This window comes from Caulobacter sp. SRI_014, assembly GCF_057586315.1.
Genome location: NZ_JBYCZQ010000011.1, coordinates 135,467 through 151,816 on the forward strand (window position 1 = coordinate 135,467; position 16,350 = coordinate 151,816).

Consider the following 16,350-nt stretch of genomic DNA (forward strand, 5'->3'; position numbering starts at 1 on the left):
GGCCAAGGGCTTAGCGGACCATCAAACGCCGCGCTATGCCCAATAGGAGCCACAACGAAAAAGGGCGGGCCTTTCGGCCCGCCCAATCCGTATCAACCGATAGACAGAGGCTAGTAGCGGTAGTGGTCCGGCTTGAACGGGCCCGCTTCCGGCACGCCGATGTAGTCGGCCTGTTCCTTGCGCAGCGTCGTCAGCTTGGCGCCCAGCTTGGCCAGGTGGAGCATGGCCACCTTCTCGTCCAGGTGCTTCGGCAGGGTGTAGACGCTGTTCTCGTACTTCGACCGGTTGGTCCACAGTTCGATCTGGGCCAAGGTCTGGTTGGTGAAGCTGGCGCTCATCACGAAGCTCGGGTGACCCGTGGCGTTGCCCAGGTTCACCAGGCGGCCTTCCGACAGCAGGATGATCTTCTTGCCGTCCGGGAACTCGATGTGGTGGACCTGCGGCTTGATCTCGTCCCACTTGAAGTTCTTCAGGCCGGCGACCTGAATTTCACTGTCGAAGTGGCCGATGTTGCAGACGATGGCGTTGTTCTTCATCGCCCGCATGTGGTCGACAGTGATGACGTCCTTGTTGCCGGTGGCGGTGACGAAGATGTCGGCGCGGCCGGCGCTGTCGTCCAGGGTCTGGACTTCATAGCCTTCCATCGCCGCCTGCAGGGCGCAGATCGGGTCGATCTCGGTGACGATGACGCGGGCGCCGCCCTGGCGCAGCGAGGCGGCCGAGCCCTTGCCGACGTCGCCGTAGCCGCAGACCACGGCCACCTTGCCCGACAGCATCACGTCGGTGCTGCGGCGGATGGCGTCGACCAGGCTTTCGCGGCAGCCGTACAGGTTGTCGAACTTCGACTTGGTGACGCTGTCGTTGACGTTGATGGCCGGGAACGGCAGGTCGCCGGCGGCGGCCATCTGGTAGAGGCGGTGCACGCCCGTGGTGGTCTCTTCCGACACGCCGGTGACGCTGTCACGGATGGCCGAATAGAAGCCTGGCTTCTCGGCCAGGTACTTCTTCATCACCGCGAACAGGGCTTCTTCTTCCTCGTTCTGCGGGTTGTTGAGGACCGAGGGGTCCTTCTCGGCCTTGGGGCCCAGCACGCAGAGCAGGGTGGCGTCGCCGCCGTCGTCGAGGATCAGGTTCGGGTAGCCGCCGTCATGCCACTCGAAGATCTTGTGGGCGTATTCCCAGTACTCGACCAGGGTCTCGCCCTTCAGGGCGAACACCGGGGTGCCGGTGGCGGCGATGGCCGCGGCGGCGTGGTCCTGGGTCGAGAAGATGTTGCAGCTGGCCCAACGCACTTCGGCGCCGAGCGCCTGCAGGGTCTCGATCAGTACCGCCGTCTGGATGGTCATGTGCAGGCTGCCGGCGATGCGGGCGCCCTTCAGCGGCTGGTCCTTGCCGAACTCCTCGCGGACGGCCATCAGCCCCGGCATTTCGGTTTCGGCGATGGCGATTTCCTTGCGGCCGTAATCGGCCAGGGAGATGTCGCGCACGATGTAGTCGGCCACGGAGTGCTCCTTGCGGCGAAATATGATTGCCGCCGTCTATAGCGGGGGCGCCGTCCAGTAGCAACCGGGATATAAAGATATCCTTATATGCCGCCGATAGCCTTGCGGCACCGCTCCCGCCCGGCCTTGTCGAGCGCCGCCGCCAGACGCGCCGTCCGCAGCGGCATCTTCGCCTTGCCTTCGGGCCGGAAGGTGATCACCCGCTCGGTCTCGCCGTCCTTCACCCGCAGCACATAGGCCACGCGGCTGTCGCCCGGCGCCCCGGCCTCGCGCTTGAGAATCCGCATCCCGTCGCGCAGGCCCGCCGCATAGGCCGGATGGCTCGGATCAAGCCCGGTTACGATGCCGGTCGCGGACGTCTTCGGCACATCCCAGCCGCGATCGAAGACCGGAATCTGCGCCGTCTCGATGACCACGCAGCCCTTGAACCACTCGCCATCCAGGTCCAGCACCTCGCCGGCGTCCACGAAGCGGGCAATGTCCTCGCTCGGGTCCAGCCCCCGGCTCTTCATCTTGGCGATCAGGCCGGGCCGCGCCTCGGGCACGTCGCGCCAGGTCTGGGCCGCCTGCACGTCGTTGCGCAGGGACAGGACGATGTTGTCGAGATCGACCTTGCCGCCGCTCTCGCGCCGCAGCGTCTCGTCCCAGCGCATGGCCAGGAAGGCGCCGCGCCGGTAGGGCACCCGCTGAGCGTCGCCGTCGGTCCAGAAGGCCGCGGCCACCCTGTCATTCGGCCAGGACCGCGCCTTCGATCCGTCGAACTCCCGGAAGGCGTCGTTGAGGGCGGCGATATAGTCCTCCAGGCTCCAGACCCCGCCGCGAACCTGGGTGCGCCAGGCATAGAAGTCGGTGAAGCCCTCGCTCAGCCAGTAGTCCACCTGCTCGGGATCGGGCATCCGCACCATCTCGCGCGGCACCCAGCTGTGCATGTGCTCGTGGCCCAGAATGCCGCGCAGCTCGTCCTCGACATCGCCCCGGGTCGAGAACAGGGCGAAGGCGTCGCCCCGTCCCGTTCCGCCGACAGACTGGCGCCCCGGCGGCGCCTCGACCGGGATCAGGGTGACCAGGAACGGCCCCTCGACATCATTGAAGAAGTCCCGCTGCGCCGAGATCACCCGCGCCACATCGTCCGAGAAGCCCGCGTTGGTGAATGGCCAGTCGCCCCGGATCGCGACCCGCAGCGTGCCGCCGGTGACCTTGCGGCTCACGACCTTCACGTCGGCGCCGCCGAGCGCCACGCTCTCGATCACGCCGCCCAGGCTGAGCCGCTCGCCCTTCTTCGGATGCTGCAGGTCCGAAGCGATGGCCCAAGCCTTCGGCCAGCCGGTCCAGCTGACCTGGGCATCGGCCTGCACCCGCCCGTCGGGCTGCACCACCCAGGTATTGCCCAGCAGGTGGAACCAGGTCGGCCGCACGATCGGCCGATAGGGGTTGTCGTCATTGGCGTCGGGATCACCGGCATATCCGTTGTTGATCCGATAGCGGACGGTCAGCACCGCTCCCGGCGCATGACTGACCGTGCGCCAGCGGGCGTCATCCACGCGCAGGCTCCCGCCGTCGACCGTCAGGTCCGACAGGTGCTTGTAGAGTTCGTCCTTGCCGCCCCAGCTGTCCGGCAGGGCCAGGCGCGTCTCCCCGTCCTCGTCGGCCCTGAACCGCAGGGTGACGGCGATGGCCGTCATCCGGCCGTCCTCCATCACCGGCGACAGCTCGTACGACAGCAGCGGGGCGGGCGCCGGCGCGGCCCCAATCAGGGGCAGGGCCAGCAGCAGGGCGAACAGGGACAGAAGGCGCTTCATGCGCCTTTCGTACCAACCTGCGCCGGCCAAGCCTTCTTAATTCCTCGCAACCTCCCTCTGTCATCCCGAACGACCCGCAGGGGCGATCCGTGACCCAGGGGGCGACGAAACACCGGCCTCACCGCTGCCGCCTACTTGCCACTCGCCCCTGGGTCCCGGCTCTCCGCTTCGCTGCGGCCGGGATGACGGATTGTTTGATAGGGACGAGGGTCCTAGGCTGACGCCATCTGCTGGGAGCACCGCATGTTCAGGACATTGAAGACCGTCGCCGCCGTCGCCGCAGCCGCCCTGCTGGCCGGCTCGGCTGTCGCCCAGGGCGAGCCCACCGGCGACCTGACCGTCGTCCACGCCGGGACCCTGCTCGACCAGCCCGGCAAGGCCCCGCGCAAGAACGCCAGCATTGTCATCCGGAACGGCAAGGTCGAGGCGATCAAGGACGGCTTCGTCGACATGCCCGGCGCAAGGATCGTCGACCTGAAGGACCGCTTCGTCCTCCCCGGCCTGATCGACAGCCACGTCCACCTCGACAGCGACCGGGCGGGCGTCGAGGGCCTGCTGGTCGGGGTCACCGAGTCGGTGCCGGCCCACGCCTACGAAGCCCAGATGAACGCCAGGAAGACCCTGCTCGCCGGCTTCACCACCGTCCGCAACCTGGGCAGCGGCGACGGGGTCACCCTGGCCTTGCGCGACGCCATCGCCAAGGGCTGGGTCGATGGACCCCGCATCATCGACGCGGCAACCTCCATCTCCACCAGTTCGGGCCACATGGACGGGCGCCTGGGCCTGAACGAACAGTTCCGCGAGGTGGTCTCGACCAGCAACGTCTGCGACGGCCCCGAAAGCTGCCGCCAGGCCGTGCGCCTTCAGGTGTCGCGCGGCGCCGACGTCATCAAGATCGCCACCACCGGCGGGGTCAACAGCATCATCGGCGCCGGCGTCGGCAAACAGATGTTCGACGACGAGGCCAAGGCCCTGATCGACACAGCCCACCTCTATGGCAAGAAGGTCGCGGTCCATGCCCATGGGGCCGACGGCATCAAGCTGGCCCTCACCTACGGCGCCGACAGCATCGAGCACGGCACCATCATGGACGACGAGGTCATCAAGCTGTTCCTCAAGAACGGCGCCTACTACGTGCCCACCCTGTCGACGATCAACGGCTACCTCGAACGCATCGCCAAGGATCCGAACGCCTACCCGCCCGCGGTGCGCGCGAAGATCGACTGGCGCATCAAGATCACCGGCGAGAGCCTGAAGATGTGCGTCCCGCGCGGGGTGAAGATCGCCTTCGGCACCGACGCCGGCGTCTCCAAACACGGCCGCAACGCCGACGAGTTCGAGCTGATGGTCAAGTTCGGCATGACCCCGATGCAGGCCATCCAGGCCGCCACGGTCAACGCCGCCGACCTGCTGGGCCTGTCCACCGAAGTCGGCAGCCTGGAACCCGGCAAGCAGGCCGACCTGATTGCGGTGAGCGGTGATCCGTTGACCGACGTGCGGGTGCTGAAGAGCGTCGGCTTCGTGATGCGCGGAGGACGGATCTACAAGGCGAACCATCTGCCCTAGACAACTTGGAAGCGACGCTTCGCGGCTAGCCCAGACAGAAATATAAGAAGCAGTGACAAGAAGGACTCTATTGAAGCCCAGAATTTTACCCAGCCGTGCCCAAGCGGTCCCCCAGCCTCAAGGGAATTCTTCAACCAAGTATGCGGTCGCACCGGCAACGGATCCCACACCGACAACGGCTTAGCAATATTTCTTGCAGAAAAAACCAAAGAATACTCAGCATTTGAGACGATAGACGTGTTGTAAAAATATCCACCAACTACGTGTTTGTTCAATTCAAATGATCCAAAGAATAACATAAAGAAAAATATCCAAATTCCTACTAGAGTGTAAATTGGCCGCATTAGACTTAATCCATAATCGGATACAAGGCCATACAAATCAAATGTTCTCTTGGCCAGTAACTTTGTCGCCAATCTTTCCTTCCTAGATATTATTTCACTTCTATAAAGCCGGAATTCATCCTCTCTGTGCTTAGACGATTCCATCTGTATCTTAAGAACTCGAAGAGCGGATTCAGCAATTTTTAGCCTACGATTGAAGATTCTCCTTGATTCTGGACTTTCTCCCGGCTGGTAATCAATTTTCAGGTTTGATATGACGGCTTTTATATCAATATTTTCTATGAATTCTGCATCTAATACTGGTGGCCGCTTAAATTGCGCACCGTTAAATAAGACAAATTTCTTGGAACTCAGTCCTAAAAAGTAGGACGCATCGTCAAATCTGGCGCCCAAGAAAATTGTAGATAGTGTTTCGAACTTTGGCGGGAACTCGGCAGCAGAAAAATGTGCCTGCGCCTTAAATCCACAGTTCAAAAATAGAGCACTTCCCTTAAATTTCGCGTTCTGAAAATTTGCGTTCTGAGAGAATTCGGTCTCAGTGAAGTCGGCTTCCTTGTAGAATTCGGCCTCACTGAACCACGATACATTTTCCACCCGACATCTACGAAAGCCAAAAACATGCACCTTGAGATCAGACGCCCAAAGCTCATTGAAAGTATTAGCGAAGCTAGTGATTTCCGCCGCTTTACACTCATTTATTTTTAAATCTTTTTCAAAAATACACCCATAAATCCCGACCTTACCCGCAAATATTCCACCATCTATGTCGACGTTGCGTTTAAACTTGCAGTCATATGCACCAACCTCTTCGGCAAAAGAGCCACCGTCCAAATCAACAACACCCTCAAAATCGGCGCTCGTAAGGTGTAGCTCGCCGCCGAAGTATGTGTTCTCCAGCCTTATGGACTTCCGAAAGCATACCTCACTCAGCGATACGGAGTCCGAAATGTACAAATGTTCAGCGCTGACGCCGTCCTCAATCAGGAATCCTAAGTCTCGCTCGCTCTGGATAGAATGTTCTGGAAAAACAATCCCGTTGAGTGGCGGAAGGAGTCTGTAACCGGAGGCGTTCCGGTGAACCCTTCTGTTGAGAAGTCGGACCCGCGCGCACGCTTTTGCCAGTCGGCTTTTAAAGAGCGCAACATGCCGCCGGTTCCATCGGGCCTTTGGGGTCGGCGAGCCATCCGACCATCTTGTTGGGAGATGGAACCTAGTGAACCGGCCATCCGGCCCAGAGACCAATGATGTCGCTTCGCCCCTCCAAATGTCCTGTAGCGTTGCCGACCTTTGCCCTTCTCTGGGCCAGCCCAGACGAAGCCTTCCGCGTTCATCAATGGTCCAGCCATCCACTGTCCGAGTAGCCAAGCCTTCCCATGTATAGTCCGCCTCTTGCCAACGATCCCGCCAAGCGGAATAGGCCTCTGACTCGTCCATTGATTTTGCCCCCGATTTCAGTGCGACTATAGCGCGAGTTTGCTGTTCCTGGGTGGAATGGCAAGAGGCTGGCGAAGTCCTAGGAAGGACTCTATGGAAGCCCCATAGGAGCCTGCCCATGAACGCCCCCGTCCAGTTCGTTGACCCCGCCCTGCCCCGCCACGACTGGCGCAAGGACGAGATCGAGGCGCTGTTCGAGCTGCCCTTCATGGAACTGGTCTTCCAGGCGGCCCAGGTTCACCGCCGCTGGTTCGACCCGTCGGAACTGCAGCTGTCGCAGCTGCTCAGCGTCAAGACCGGCGGCTGCGCCGAGAACTGCGGCTACTGCAGCCAGTCGGCCAGCTTCAAGACCGGCCTGCAGGCCTCCAAGCTGATGGACGCCGACACCGTCATCGCCGCCGCCAAGGCCGCCCAGGCCGGCGGCGCGCAACGCTTCTGCATGGGCGCCGCCTGGCGCGACCTCAAGGACCGCGACCTGCCCAAGGTCGCCGCCATGATCGGCGGGGTGAAGGCGCTGGGCCTCGAGACCTGCGCCACCCTTGGCATGCTGACCGCCGACCAGGCCGTGGCGCTCAAGGAAGCCGGCCTCGACTACTACAACCACAACCTCGACACCTCTCCCGAGTACTACGGCGAGGTCGTCACCACCCGCACCTACCAGGACCGGCTGGACACCCTGGCCCACGTCCGCGACGCCGGCATGTCGACCTGCTGCGGCGGCATCGTCGGCATGGGCGAGACCCGCGCCGACCGCGCCGGCCTGCTGCACCAGCTGGCCACCCTGCCGGCCCACCCCGACAGCCTGCCGGTCAACGCCCTGGTCCCGGTCGGCGGCACGCCGTTGGGCGACAAGATCAAGCAGGAAGGCGAGATCGACGGCATCGAGTTCGTCCGCACCATCGCCGTCGCCCGCCTGGTTTGCCCCAAGTCCATGGTGCGCCTCTCGGCCGGCCGCGAAGGCATGAGCAAGGAACTGCAGGCCCTCTGCTTCCTGGCCGGCGCCAACTCCATCTTCGTCGGCGGCAAGCTGCTGACCACGCCCCTGCCGGGCATGGACGAGGACACCCTGATGCTCAGCGATCTCGGCATGCGGCCGATGACGATGGCGGCTGCGCAAGCCTAGTTCCTCCCCCATCGGGGGAGGAACTGCTCCATGACAAAACCGTAATCCACAGGCGCGTCCATTCCCCTTAGGTTGCGCCATCCGCGGGGGCGTCCCCGCCAGCTTTCTCCCCGGGGGACTTCATGCATCTCGCCAAACGCCTGCTCGCGGCGACCGCCGCCGTGGCCCTGCTCGCCACGCCCGCCCTGCCGACCATGGCCGCCACCAAGCCGGCCGCGCCGGCGGCCGCCACGCCGGCCCTGCCCAGCATCGACATCCCCTACACCAAGTTCGTGCTGTCCAACGGACTGACCGTCATCGTCCACGAGGACCACAAGGCCCCCATCGTGGCGGTCAACATCTGGTACCACGTCGGCTCCAAGAACGAGCCCAAGGGCCGCACCGGCTTCGCCCACCTGTTCGAACACCTGATGTTCAACGGCTCGGAAAACGCCAACACCGACTGGTTCAAGGCGCTGGAAAAGCTCGGCGCGACCGACATGAACGGCACCACCAACACCGACCGCACCAACTACTTCCAGAACGTGCCGACCGCCGCCCTCGACCAGGTCCTGTGGCTGGAAAGCGACCGCATGGGCTGGCTGACGGGGGCCATCGACCAGGCCAAGCTCGATGAGCAGCGCGGCGTTGTCCAGAACGAGAAGCGCCAGGGCCAGAACCAGCCCTACAGCATCAGCTGGGACATCATCACCGCCAGCACCTACGACGCCGACCATCCCTACGGCCACACCGTCATCGGTGAAATGGCCGACCTCGACGCCGCCTCGCTGAAGGACGTCAAGGAGTGGTTCAAGACCTACTATGGCCCGGCCAACGCCACGATCGTCCTGGCCGGCGACATCACCCCGGCCGAGGCCAAGGCCAAGGTCGAGAAGTATTTCGGCGCCATCCCGGCCGGCCCGCCGGTGATCAAGCAGAAGGCCTGGGTCGCCAAGCGCACCGGCAGCCAGCGCGCCGAGGTCCAGGACCGCGTCGCCCAGTCCCGCTGGTACCGCGTCTGGAACACCCCGCAGGTCGGGACCAAGGAAAACGACTACCTCAGCCTGCTCAGCGACGTGCTGGCCTCGGACAAGACCGCCCGCCTCTACAAGCGCCTGGTCTATGAAGACCAGATCGCCACCGCCGTCAGCGCCTTCCAGGCCGAGGGCGAGATCGGATCGACCTTCCACATCCAGGTGACCGCCAAGCCCGGCGTGCCGCTGTCGAAGATCGAGGCTGTCGTCGAGGAGGAGCTTGCCAAGCTTCTTCGCGAGGGCCCGACCCAGGCCGAGCTCAACAAGATCAAGGTCGACCGCTCCGCCGGCTTCGTGCGCGGCGCCGAGCGCATCGGCGGCTTCGGCGGCAAGTCCGACATTCTGGCCGAGAGCCAGGTCTTCCGCGGCAGCCCCGACGCCTACAAGGAAACCCTGCAGACCTGGAAGGACGCCACCCCGGCCGACATCAAACAGGCGGCCAATACCTGGCTGACCGACGGCGACTTCACCCTCGAGCTGACGCCCTATCCGTTCCAGGACGGCGCGCTGCCCGAAGGCAAGCGCGAACCGGCCCCGCCGGTCGGTCCGATCGCCGCGGCGACCTTCGACAAGTACGAGACCGCCACCCTGTCCAACGGCATGAAGGTCATGCTGGCCCGTCGAACCGCCGTGCCGGTGGTCGAGCTGTCGATGATCTTCCCGGGCGGCTACGCCAACCTGCCGGCCGGTGACCGTTCAGTGCCCAGCCTGGCCATGAACATGATGGACGAGGGGGCCGGCAATCGCGACGCCCTGACCATCAGCCGCCAGCAGTCGGAACTGGGCGCCAGCCTGTCGACCGGCGGTGGTTCGCTGTTCAGCTCGGTCGGCCTGTCGTCGCTGAAGGCCAACATCGATCCCTCGCTCGACCTGATGGCCGACGTGGTCCTGCGCCCGACCTTCCCGCAGGCGGAACTCGACCGCCTCAAGAAGCTCGACATCGCCGCCCTGCAACGCTCCAAGCAGCAGCCGCAGTCGGTGGCCTTCCGGGTCTTCGCCGAGAAGGTCTACGGGCCCACCCACCCCTACGGCATCAACGTGACGGAGGAGACGATCAACAGCGTCAGCCGTGAGGATCTGGTCGCCTTCCACAAGGCCCAGCTGAACCCGAACGGCGCCATGCTGGTCGCCGTCGGCGACATCACCATGCCCGAGCTGGTCTCCAAGCTCGAAGCCCGCTTCGGATCCTGGAAGTCGGCGACCCCGGCCGTGCGGGCCACCCTGCCCGCCCCGGCCCCGGCCCAGAAGGCGATCTACCTGGTCGACAAGCCCGGCGCCCAGCAGACCCAGATCCTCGCCGCCATTCCCGCCGCCCCGCGCGACGAGAGCAACGAGCGGTCGGTCGAGCTGATGAACAACATCTTCGGCGGCTCGTTCGTCAGCCGCCTGAACATGAACCTGCGTGAGGACAAGCACTGGTCCTATGGCGCCTCGAGCTTCATGAACGGGGCGCTCGGTCCGCGCGCCTTCGTCGCCACCTCGGGCGTGCAGACCGACAAGACCAAGGAGTCGATGATCGAGTTCCGCAAAGAGCTGCAGGAAGTCGGCACCACCCGGCCAATCACCGCCGAGGAACTGGCCAAGGCCCAGACCGACATGACCCAGTCGCTGCCGGGTCAGTGGGAAACCAGCAATGCGGTGCTGGGCTCGCTGTCGAGCCTCTACACCCTGGAGCGTCCCGGCAACTTCTGGGACCTCTACGCCCCCGGCCTGACGAGCGTCGACGTGGCCGGCGTCAACGCCGCCGCCAGGCGCGTGGTCAAGGCCGACGACGTCATCTGGGTCGTGGTCGGCGACCGCGCCAAGATCGAAAAAGATCTGCGGGCCCTCGGCTTCGGCCCGGTGATCGTGGTGGATGCCGATGGGAAGCCGGTGAAGTAGTTCGCAGGGCGTCAGCCCGCGAACTATCCCCGCGAAGGCGGGGATCCATGCTGGCAACAGCACAAAAGGCCGGCCCCGAAAGGAGCCGGCCTTTTTCTTGCGCGCCGCTGGCGCTGCCTACTCGGCCCGCCCCTCGACCAGCCGCGCCATCGCATCCAGGTACCCCCCGAACGCCTTCCGCCCGGCCTCCGTGATCGTCACCCTCGTCAGCGGCTTGCGATCCACGAAGCTCTTGTCGATGGCCACGAACCCCGCGTCCTCCAGCTTGCGCAGGTGGGCCGACAGGTTGCCGTCCGTCGCCTGCAGCTTCGCCTTCAGCCCGTTGAAGTCCGCCGACCCGGCGCCCGACAGGTAGGCCATGATCCCCAGCCGCACCCGGCCGTGAATGACCTCGTCGATGTTCTCGATATCGAAATCGTCCATCACGCGGACCTTTCTCCTGAGGCCCCGGCCCTAGATCGTGTCCGACGGTTCCTGCCGCAGCAGGATGAACCCCGGCAAAGCCGCCAGCAGCAGCAGCGCCGCCGCATAGGCCAGCATGAGATACGGGCTTACCGCCAGCAGGCCCATGATCACCGCCGCCGCGAACGAGCCCAGCGACACGATGCGGATCCAGAACCGCCCGCTGAGGTCGGCCGCCACGCTCCAGGCGGCCCCGTAGAGCGCCAGGATCAGCACCGGGAAGACGTTGAAGATCGCCCCGTTCTTGGTGGCCCAGACCATGGCGAACAGGGCCAGGAACATCGCGAAGATGGCGAAGCCGACCGCCGACCAGGCCGAACCGGTCGCCTTGTTGATCGACGAACTGGCCCCCGGCTGGGCGTTGCTGCGTTTGATCAGCCGGTTGCAGATGACGCCGAAGATGGCTCCGGCCCCGATCCAGATGATCATCAGGGTCCACTCCGGAACCTGCAGGACGTCCTGCACCACGGCCCAGTGAACCACCGACGCCGCCGCGAAGATCAGCCCGGCCGCCAGGCTTATGCCGCCGCCCAGCAGCGGGACCTGCGTACCCTCCTCGGCCAGCGCCCGCATGAAGGCGATGTCGTCACGGACGGATTGAATCTGATCTTTGGTCATCGGGGGCGAATCCCTGAAAAGCCCTTGGGTGTGGCGTCGGTATAGCCACGTCACTTTGCATTGTAAAGTGCTTTTCCTCCGTCGTCCCGGCCGGAGCGAAGCGCAGAGCCGGGACCCAGGGGGTGACGGCGCTCCGACCTCACAGCCGCCGACCGTTTGCCGCCTGCTCCTGGGTCCCGGCTCTCCACGCTGCGCGCTCCGGCCGGGATGACGAATGGGGTTGGTTTACGCTCCGTCCGTCGGCCTAAGGTGGAAAAAAGACCCGAGGAAACAGCCATGACCACCCCGATCCTGCACCACTACGACACCTCGCCGTTCTCGGAGAAGGTCCGCCTGCTGTTCGGGCTGAAGGGCCTGGCCTGGTCCTCGGTGATCATCCCGGTGATCATGCCCAAGCCCGACTTCACGCCCCTGACCGGCGGTTATCGCCGCACCCCGGCGTTGCAGATCGGCGCCGACGTTTATTGCGACACCCAGGTCATCCTCGCCGAGCTCGAGCGCCGTTACCCCGAGACGCCGACGGTGCGCGGCGGCCTCGACTGGGCGATCAACCTCTGGGCCGACCGCCTGTTCTTCCAGACCACGGTGCCGGTCATCTTCGGCGAGCTGGGCGATCACGTCCCCGCCGACTTCATCAAGGACCGCGAGGCCCTCTCCGGCCGCCCCTTCGACACCGCCGCCATGAAGTCGGTCGCCCCGGCCCTGACCAGCCAGTGGCGCGCCCAGGCCGGCTGGGTCGAGGACCAGCTGGCGGTCTCGCCCTGGCTTTCGGGCGCGTCCGCCGGCCTGGCCGACATCGCCGCCTACATGAACGTCTGGTTCCTCGGCCGCAGCCTGCCGCACCTGGTCGAGCGCTTCACCACCGGCCTGCCCCGGCTGCAGGACTGGCAGGCCCGTGTCGCCGCCCTCGGCCACGGAACCCGCACCGAGCTCGCCGGCCCCGAAGCCCTGGCCATCGCCAGGGCCGCCGACCCGGCCCCCGCCCCGGCCCACGACGCCGCCAACCCTCAGGGACTAACCGTCGGCCAGGCCGTCACCGTCATGGCCGACGACTACGGCCGCGATCCGATCCGTGGAACCCTGGTCGCCGCCGCCATCGACCGCACCGTGATCGCCCGCGAGGACCCTGCCGTCGGCACGGTGCACGTCCATTTCCCGAAGACGGGGTATCTGGTGTTTCCGGGCTAGGCCGGGGACGGCTCGAGGCCCGGGCATCCCCGGCCGCCCGCTCCGGCCGCTTGGTCAGCGGTCGCCGGACGCGGCGAGCCTCAGGCCGGCGATCTGCAGTTCCAGCCGCTTCATCTCGCGGACGATGCTGTTCTTCTGCATCTCCATGAAGAACCACAGCTTGATCATGGCCATGGCCGACACGGCCAGAGCGGCGCCGCCTCCCCACAGGATCATCGTCCGCAGGTCATCGGCCGTGGCAAACCGATAGACCAGGAAGCAGGCGGCCCCGAACATCAGGAAACCGCCCAGCCAGCCTACCGCCCCGACCCAGCGCTGCTGGCCTTCGAAGGCGTGCATCGCCTGCATGATGATGGGTTGTTCGCGGCCCAGTTCGTCCAGGGCGCGGAGATCTTCCGGCGAAAGCGCGCGCCGGATCGCATCGTCAACGTTGGTCATGGTCTGGCCTTTCCAGTTGGCTCTTCAGGGTTTGCCGGATCGCGAACAGCCGCGATTTGACCGTCCCCGGCGGGACGTTGTGGGCGCGGGCGATCTCCTCGACGGAGAGGCCCTCGCCGTAGAACAGGCTGACCAGCAGCCGCTGATCCGGCGCCAGGCGGACCAGGGCGGCGGCAAGGTCGAGAGTCAGCGCCGGATCGGCGGGGTCCTCAATCTGGCTGGCGGCGGCGTCCTGGCCCACCGCCTGGATCAGGCTGCGCTGGCGCTGGCGGCGGCGGATTTCATCCACGCAGCGGCGGCTGGTGATGGCGAACGCCCAGGCCCCGAACCGCGCCGGATCATCCAGCCGCTTGATGCCCCGGGCGATGGCCAGCCAGGCGTCCTGGACCGCGTCCACGGCGGCCTCCGTATCGAGCAGCGTCCGGCGGGCATGCCGCCGCAGCATGGGCGTCCACCGCTCGACAAGCCGGCGGAAGGCGTCCGCCGACCCGCCCTGCGCCGCCAGCACAAGGTACTCATCAAGAACGGCCTCGATATCGCGGTTCATCGCCCACCTCACCGCAATAGTCGTCGGCCGGGCCGATCCGGTTCAGCGGATCGTCGAGGGTTTCGCTATTTTCCGAAGGCCCCGGCCGTCCACAGAAGCCAGGCCATGTAGCCGCCATAGCCGGCGACCAGCGCCAGACCCTCCAGCCGGAAGATCTTCATCCCCCGGAAGGCGAACAGGATCATCGCCCCCGTGGCCGCCGCCAGCACCCAGACATCGACGCCGAGCATCTCCGGCGGCACGGGGACCGGCTTGATGATGGCGGTGATCCCGAGGATGCCCAGCAGGTTGTAGAGGTTCGAGCCGATGATGTTGCCGAGCGCCACATCGCCCTGCCTGCGCAGCGCGGCGATGACGCTGGTGACCAGCTCGGGCATCGAGGTGCCGACCGCGACGATGGTCAGTCCGACGATGGTGTCCGAAACGCCATAGCTTCGGGCCAGGCTGACCGAGCCGTCGACGAGGAACCGGGCGCCGACGATCGTGACGCCGATCCCGCCCAGGGCCAGCAGCAGCGCGATCCAGGGACTGCCCCGCCAGCCGGACTTCAGGTCGGCGCCATCCTCGATCCGTTCGCCCTCGGCGTCGGGGCGTTTGCGCTCGAAAAGCCAGATCAGGAGGATGTAACCGGCCAGTACGCCGACCGCGATCAGCCCGTACTGCCGGGTCAGTTCGCCCTGCAGGAAGACCCAGACCGCCGCCGCGGTCACCAGGGCCAGCATCGGACCGTCCCGCAGGAAGGCGCGCCGGTCCACGGCCACCGGAGCGATCAGGGCCGTCAGGCCCAGGATCAGCAGGGCGTTGGAGATGTTCGAGCCCACCACATTGCCGATGGCGATCCCGGGCGAACCCGCGAACGCCGCCTGGAGACTGGTCACCAGTTCAGGCGTCGAGGTGCCGAAGCCGACCAGGGTCAGGCCGATCATCAGCGGGCTGACGCCGAGCTTGCGGGCCGCGCTGGAGGCGCCCCTGACCAGCACCTCGCCGCCGACCACCAGCAGCAACAGGCCAAGGCCTATGGACATCCAGACCGTCATTGGCCCGCCCCCGTCTCGGTGGTCTCCGGCTCCGGTATGGGCGGCTCTTCCTCCAGCGGAGGCGGCGCGGCCTTTGGCGGTTCGCGCTTGACCACGGCGAGCAGCGCGGCCCCGCAGAGCGCGGAAATCAGTGAGCCGGCAAGCACACCCACCTTCACCTCATCCTGCAGGCCAGGGTCGGGGAAGGCGAGCAGGCCGATGAACAGGCTCATGGTGAAGCCGATGCCGCACAGAAGGGCGACGCCGTAGAGCTGCGCCCAGGAGGCCGCGACAGGCAGGTGGGCCAGCCGGAACCTGATGGCCAGGGCGGCGGCCCCGAACACCCCGACCTGCTTGCCGACAAACAGGCCAAGCGCCACGCCGAGCGTGACCGGCTGCAGCAGCACGCCCGGGCCCATCCCGCCGAACGCCACGCCGGCGTTGGCGAAGCCGAACACCGGCACGATCAGGAAGGCGACCCAGGGGCTCAGCCCATGCTCCAGCCGGTGCAGCGGCGAGGTCATGTCGTCCGGAGCGCCCTTCGACCGACGAAGAGGAATGGTCAGGGCCAGCACCACCCCGGCGACCGTGGCATGGATGCCTGACAGCAGGACCAGCCACCAAAGGGCCGCGCCGAGCATCAGGTACGGCGCCAGCCGCGTGACCTTCAGACGGTTGAGGCCGACCAGCAGCAGGATCACGAGCCCGGCCCCGCCCAGCGCCGCCAGGTTTAGGTCGCTCGTGTAGAAGACGGCGATCACCAGCACGGCCACCAGGTCGTCGACGATGGCCAGGGTGGCGAGGAAAACCTTCAGGCTGGTGGGAACCCGCGAGCCCAGCAGGGACAGCACCCCCAGGGCGAAAGCGATGTCCGTCGCCGTCGGAATGGCCCAGCCCCGAAGGGTGGATCCCTGGCCCCAGTTGAGGGCCACGTAGATCAGCCCGGGCACGATCACGCCGCCCGCGGCGGCGATCCCGGGGAGCGCACGATTGGACCAGGTGGACAGCTGGCCGTCCAGGAACTCGCGTTTGATCTCCAGCCCGACGAACAGGAAGAACAGGGCCATCAGCCCATCGTTGATCCAGTGCAGAACATCGAGCCCGGCCAACGGCGCGTGCAGGAGGCTGAAATAGCGCTCGGCCAGCGAGGAATTGGCTATGAAGAGGGCGACCGCCGCGGCGCCCATGAGCAGCAAACCGCCCGCCGCCCCGCTGTCGAGGAATTCACGAAGGACGGAGGGTCGACGAGTCGAGGGACGCATGGCGCGGGTCTCCCCGCTGGCGGCCCGACCAGCGCAAACCCTGACCGGCCAAGAGGACCGGGCACCCGCTCTCGCCTATCGCATCCGGAGGCGCGATCATCAAGGTCTCCCGGGCAACGCCGTTCGCCGGTCCGCGCCGGCCGCGTCGCCCAGATGA

At 65.6% G+C, this 16,350-nt stretch carries 13 protein-coding genes and 1 pseudogene; 4 read left to right on the plus strand and 10 right to left on the minus strand.

Going from position 1 to position 16,350, the window contains the following annotated elements; all coding sequences use genetic code 11:
• Positions 1-110: 110 nt before the first annotated feature.
• The 3 genes and pseudogenes from ahcY to AC2YG9_RS19555 all read right to left on the minus strand — a co-directional run.
• The gene (gene ahcY / locus AC2YG9_RS19545) at positions 111-1,502 is read right to left on the minus strand and encodes an adenosylhomocysteinase (RefSeq protein WP_487299672.1); all 1,392 of its coding nucleotides are present in this window, start codon (positions 1,500-1,502) and stop codon (positions 111-113) included.
• A gap of 83 nt (positions 1,503-1,585) precedes the next feature.
• Positions 1,586-3,301 carry a M61 family metallopeptidase gene (locus AC2YG9_RS19550; protein WP_487299673.1) on the minus strand — a complete coding sequence of 572 codons (1,716 nt, stop codon included), beginning with the start codon at positions 3,299-3,301 and terminating at the stop codon, positions 1,586-1,588.
• A gap of 59 nt (positions 3,302-3,360) precedes the next feature.
• A pseudogene (locus tag AC2YG9_RS19555) lies at positions 3,361-3,492 on the minus strand (hypothetical protein); the annotation flags it as partial.
• Positions 3,493-3,544: 52 nt separating this feature from the next.
• On the opposite strand from AC2YG9_RS19555, the gene AC2YG9_RS19560 reads away from it, so the two are divergent.
• Positions 3,545-4,867, plus strand: coding sequence for a metal-dependent hydrolase family protein (locus AC2YG9_RS19560; RefSeq protein ID WP_487299674.1), 1,323 nt, complete (start codon positions 3,545-3,547; stop codon positions 4,865-4,867).
• Here the strand turns inward: AC2YG9_RS19560 and AC2YG9_RS19565 are convergent.
• Positions 4,864-6,645 carry a pentapeptide repeat-containing protein gene (locus AC2YG9_RS19565; protein ID WP_487299675.1) on the minus strand — a complete coding sequence of 594 codons (1,782 nt, stop codon included), beginning with the start codon at positions 6,643-6,645 and terminating at the stop codon, positions 4,864-4,866. The genes AC2YG9_RS19560 and AC2YG9_RS19565 overlap by 4 nt on opposite strands.
• Positions 6,646-6,763: 118 nt before the next feature.
• On the opposite strand from AC2YG9_RS19565, the gene bioB reads away from it, so the two are divergent.
• Together bioB and AC2YG9_RS19575 are read left to right on the plus strand one after the other, a co-directional pair.
• On the plus strand, positions 6,764-7,768 hold the full coding sequence (bioB, locus tag AC2YG9_RS19570; protein ID WP_487299676.1) for a biotin synthase BioB: 1,005 nt from the start codon (positions 6,764-6,766) through the stop codon (positions 7,766-7,768).
• Positions 7,769-7,890: 122 nt separating this feature from the next.
• Complete coding sequence (locus AC2YG9_RS19575; RefSeq protein WP_487299677.1) at positions 7,891-10,662, plus strand: M16 family metallopeptidase; 2,772 nt, start codon at positions 7,891-7,893, stop codon at positions 10,660-10,662.
• 117 nt (positions 10,663-10,779) lie between these two features.
• Here the strand turns inward: AC2YG9_RS19575 and AC2YG9_RS19580 are convergent, their stop codons facing one another.
• The gene (locus AC2YG9_RS19580; protein ID WP_487299678.1) at positions 10,780-11,088 is read right to left on the minus strand and encodes a winged helix-turn-helix domain-containing protein; all 309 of its coding nucleotides are present in this window, start codon (positions 11,086-11,088) and stop codon (positions 10,780-10,782) included.
• Between the two features lie 27 nt (positions 11,089-11,115).
• Complete coding sequence (locus AC2YG9_RS19585) at positions 11,116-11,742, minus strand: hypothetical protein (RefSeq protein WP_487299679.1); 627 nt, start codon at positions 11,740-11,742, stop codon at positions 11,116-11,118.
• A 276-nt stretch (positions 11,743-12,018) separates the two neighbouring features.
• Between AC2YG9_RS19585 and AC2YG9_RS19590 the strand changes: the two genes are divergently transcribed.
• Positions 12,019-12,930, plus strand: coding sequence for a glutathione S-transferase family protein (locus tag AC2YG9_RS19590; RefSeq protein WP_487299680.1), 912 nt, complete (start codon positions 12,019-12,021; stop codon positions 12,928-12,930).
• 54 nt (positions 12,931-12,984) lie between these two features.
• On the opposite strand, the gene AC2YG9_RS19595 is transcribed toward AC2YG9_RS19590, so the two are convergent.
• The 4 genes from AC2YG9_RS19595 to nhaA form a co-directional block, all read right to left on the minus strand.
• Entirely contained in the window at positions 12,985-13,368 is a 384-nt protein-coding gene (locus tag AC2YG9_RS19595) for a DUF6768 family protein (protein ID WP_487299681.1), read from the minus strand.
• Positions 13,355-13,915, minus strand: coding sequence for an RNA polymerase sigma factor (locus tag AC2YG9_RS19600; protein WP_487299682.1), 561 nt, complete (start codon positions 13,913-13,915; stop codon positions 13,355-13,357). The genes AC2YG9_RS19595 and AC2YG9_RS19600 overlap by 14 nt, the downstream gene beginning before the upstream one ends.
• 65 nt (positions 13,916-13,980) lie before the next feature.
• Positions 13,981-14,952, minus strand: a complete 972-nt coding sequence (locus AC2YG9_RS19605) for a calcium/sodium antiporter (protein WP_487299683.1) — start codon at positions 14,950-14,952, stop codon at positions 13,981-13,983.
• Positions 14,949-16,193: a Na+/H+ antiporter NhaA gene (gene nhaA, locus AC2YG9_RS19610; RefSeq protein WP_487299684.1), complete on the minus strand. Its 1,245-nt coding sequence runs from the start codon at positions 16,191-16,193 to the stop codon at positions 14,949-14,951. The genes AC2YG9_RS19605 and nhaA overlap by 4 nt, the downstream gene beginning before the upstream one ends.
• Positions 16,194-16,350 lie beyond the last annotated feature (157 nt).

Bases quoted from the DNA above. Each gene is read 5' to 3' on its own strand.
- AC2YG9_RS19565 (WP_487299675.1), bottom strand. From the start codon at position 6,645: ATGGACGAGTCAGAGGCCTATTCCGCTTGGCGGGATCGTTGGCAAGAG.
- AC2YG9_RS19585 (WP_487299679.1), bottom strand. From the start codon at position 11,742: ATGACCAAAGATCAGATTCAATCCGTCCGTGACGACATCGCCTTCATG.
- AC2YG9_RS19605 (WP_487299683.1), bottom strand. From the start codon at position 14,952: ATGACGGTCTGGATGTCCATAGGCCTTGGCCTGTTGCTGCTGGTGGTC.
- AC2YG9_RS19550 (WP_487299673.1), bottom strand. From the start codon at position 3,301: ATGAAGCGCCTTCTGTCCCTGTTCGCCCTGCTGCTGGCCCTGCCCCTG.
- AC2YG9_RS19575 (WP_487299677.1), top strand. From the start codon at position 7,891: ATGCATCTCGCCAAACGCCTGCTCGCGGCGACCGCCGCCGTGGCCCTG.
- bioB (WP_487299676.1), top strand. From the start codon at position 6,764: ATGAACGCCCCCGTCCAGTTCGTTGACCCCGCCCTGCCCCGCCACGAC.
- nhaA (WP_487299684.1), bottom strand. From the start codon at position 16,193: ATGCGTCCCTCGACTCGTCGACCCTCCGTCCTTCGTGAATTCCTCGAC.
- AC2YG9_RS19595 (WP_487299681.1), bottom strand. From the start codon at position 13,368: ATGACCAACGTTGACGATGCGATCCGGCGCGCGCTTTCGCCGGAAGAT.
- AC2YG9_RS19560 (WP_487299674.1), top strand. From the start codon at position 3,545: ATGTTCAGGACATTGAAGACCGTCGCCGCCGTCGCCGCAGCCGCCCTG.
- AC2YG9_RS19600 (WP_487299682.1), bottom strand. From the start codon at position 13,915: ATGAACCGCGATATCGAGGCCGTTCTTGATGAGTACCTTGTGCTGGCG.
- AC2YG9_RS19590 (WP_487299680.1), top strand. From the start codon at position 12,019: ATGACCACCCCGATCCTGCACCACTACGACACCTCGCCGTTCTCGGAG.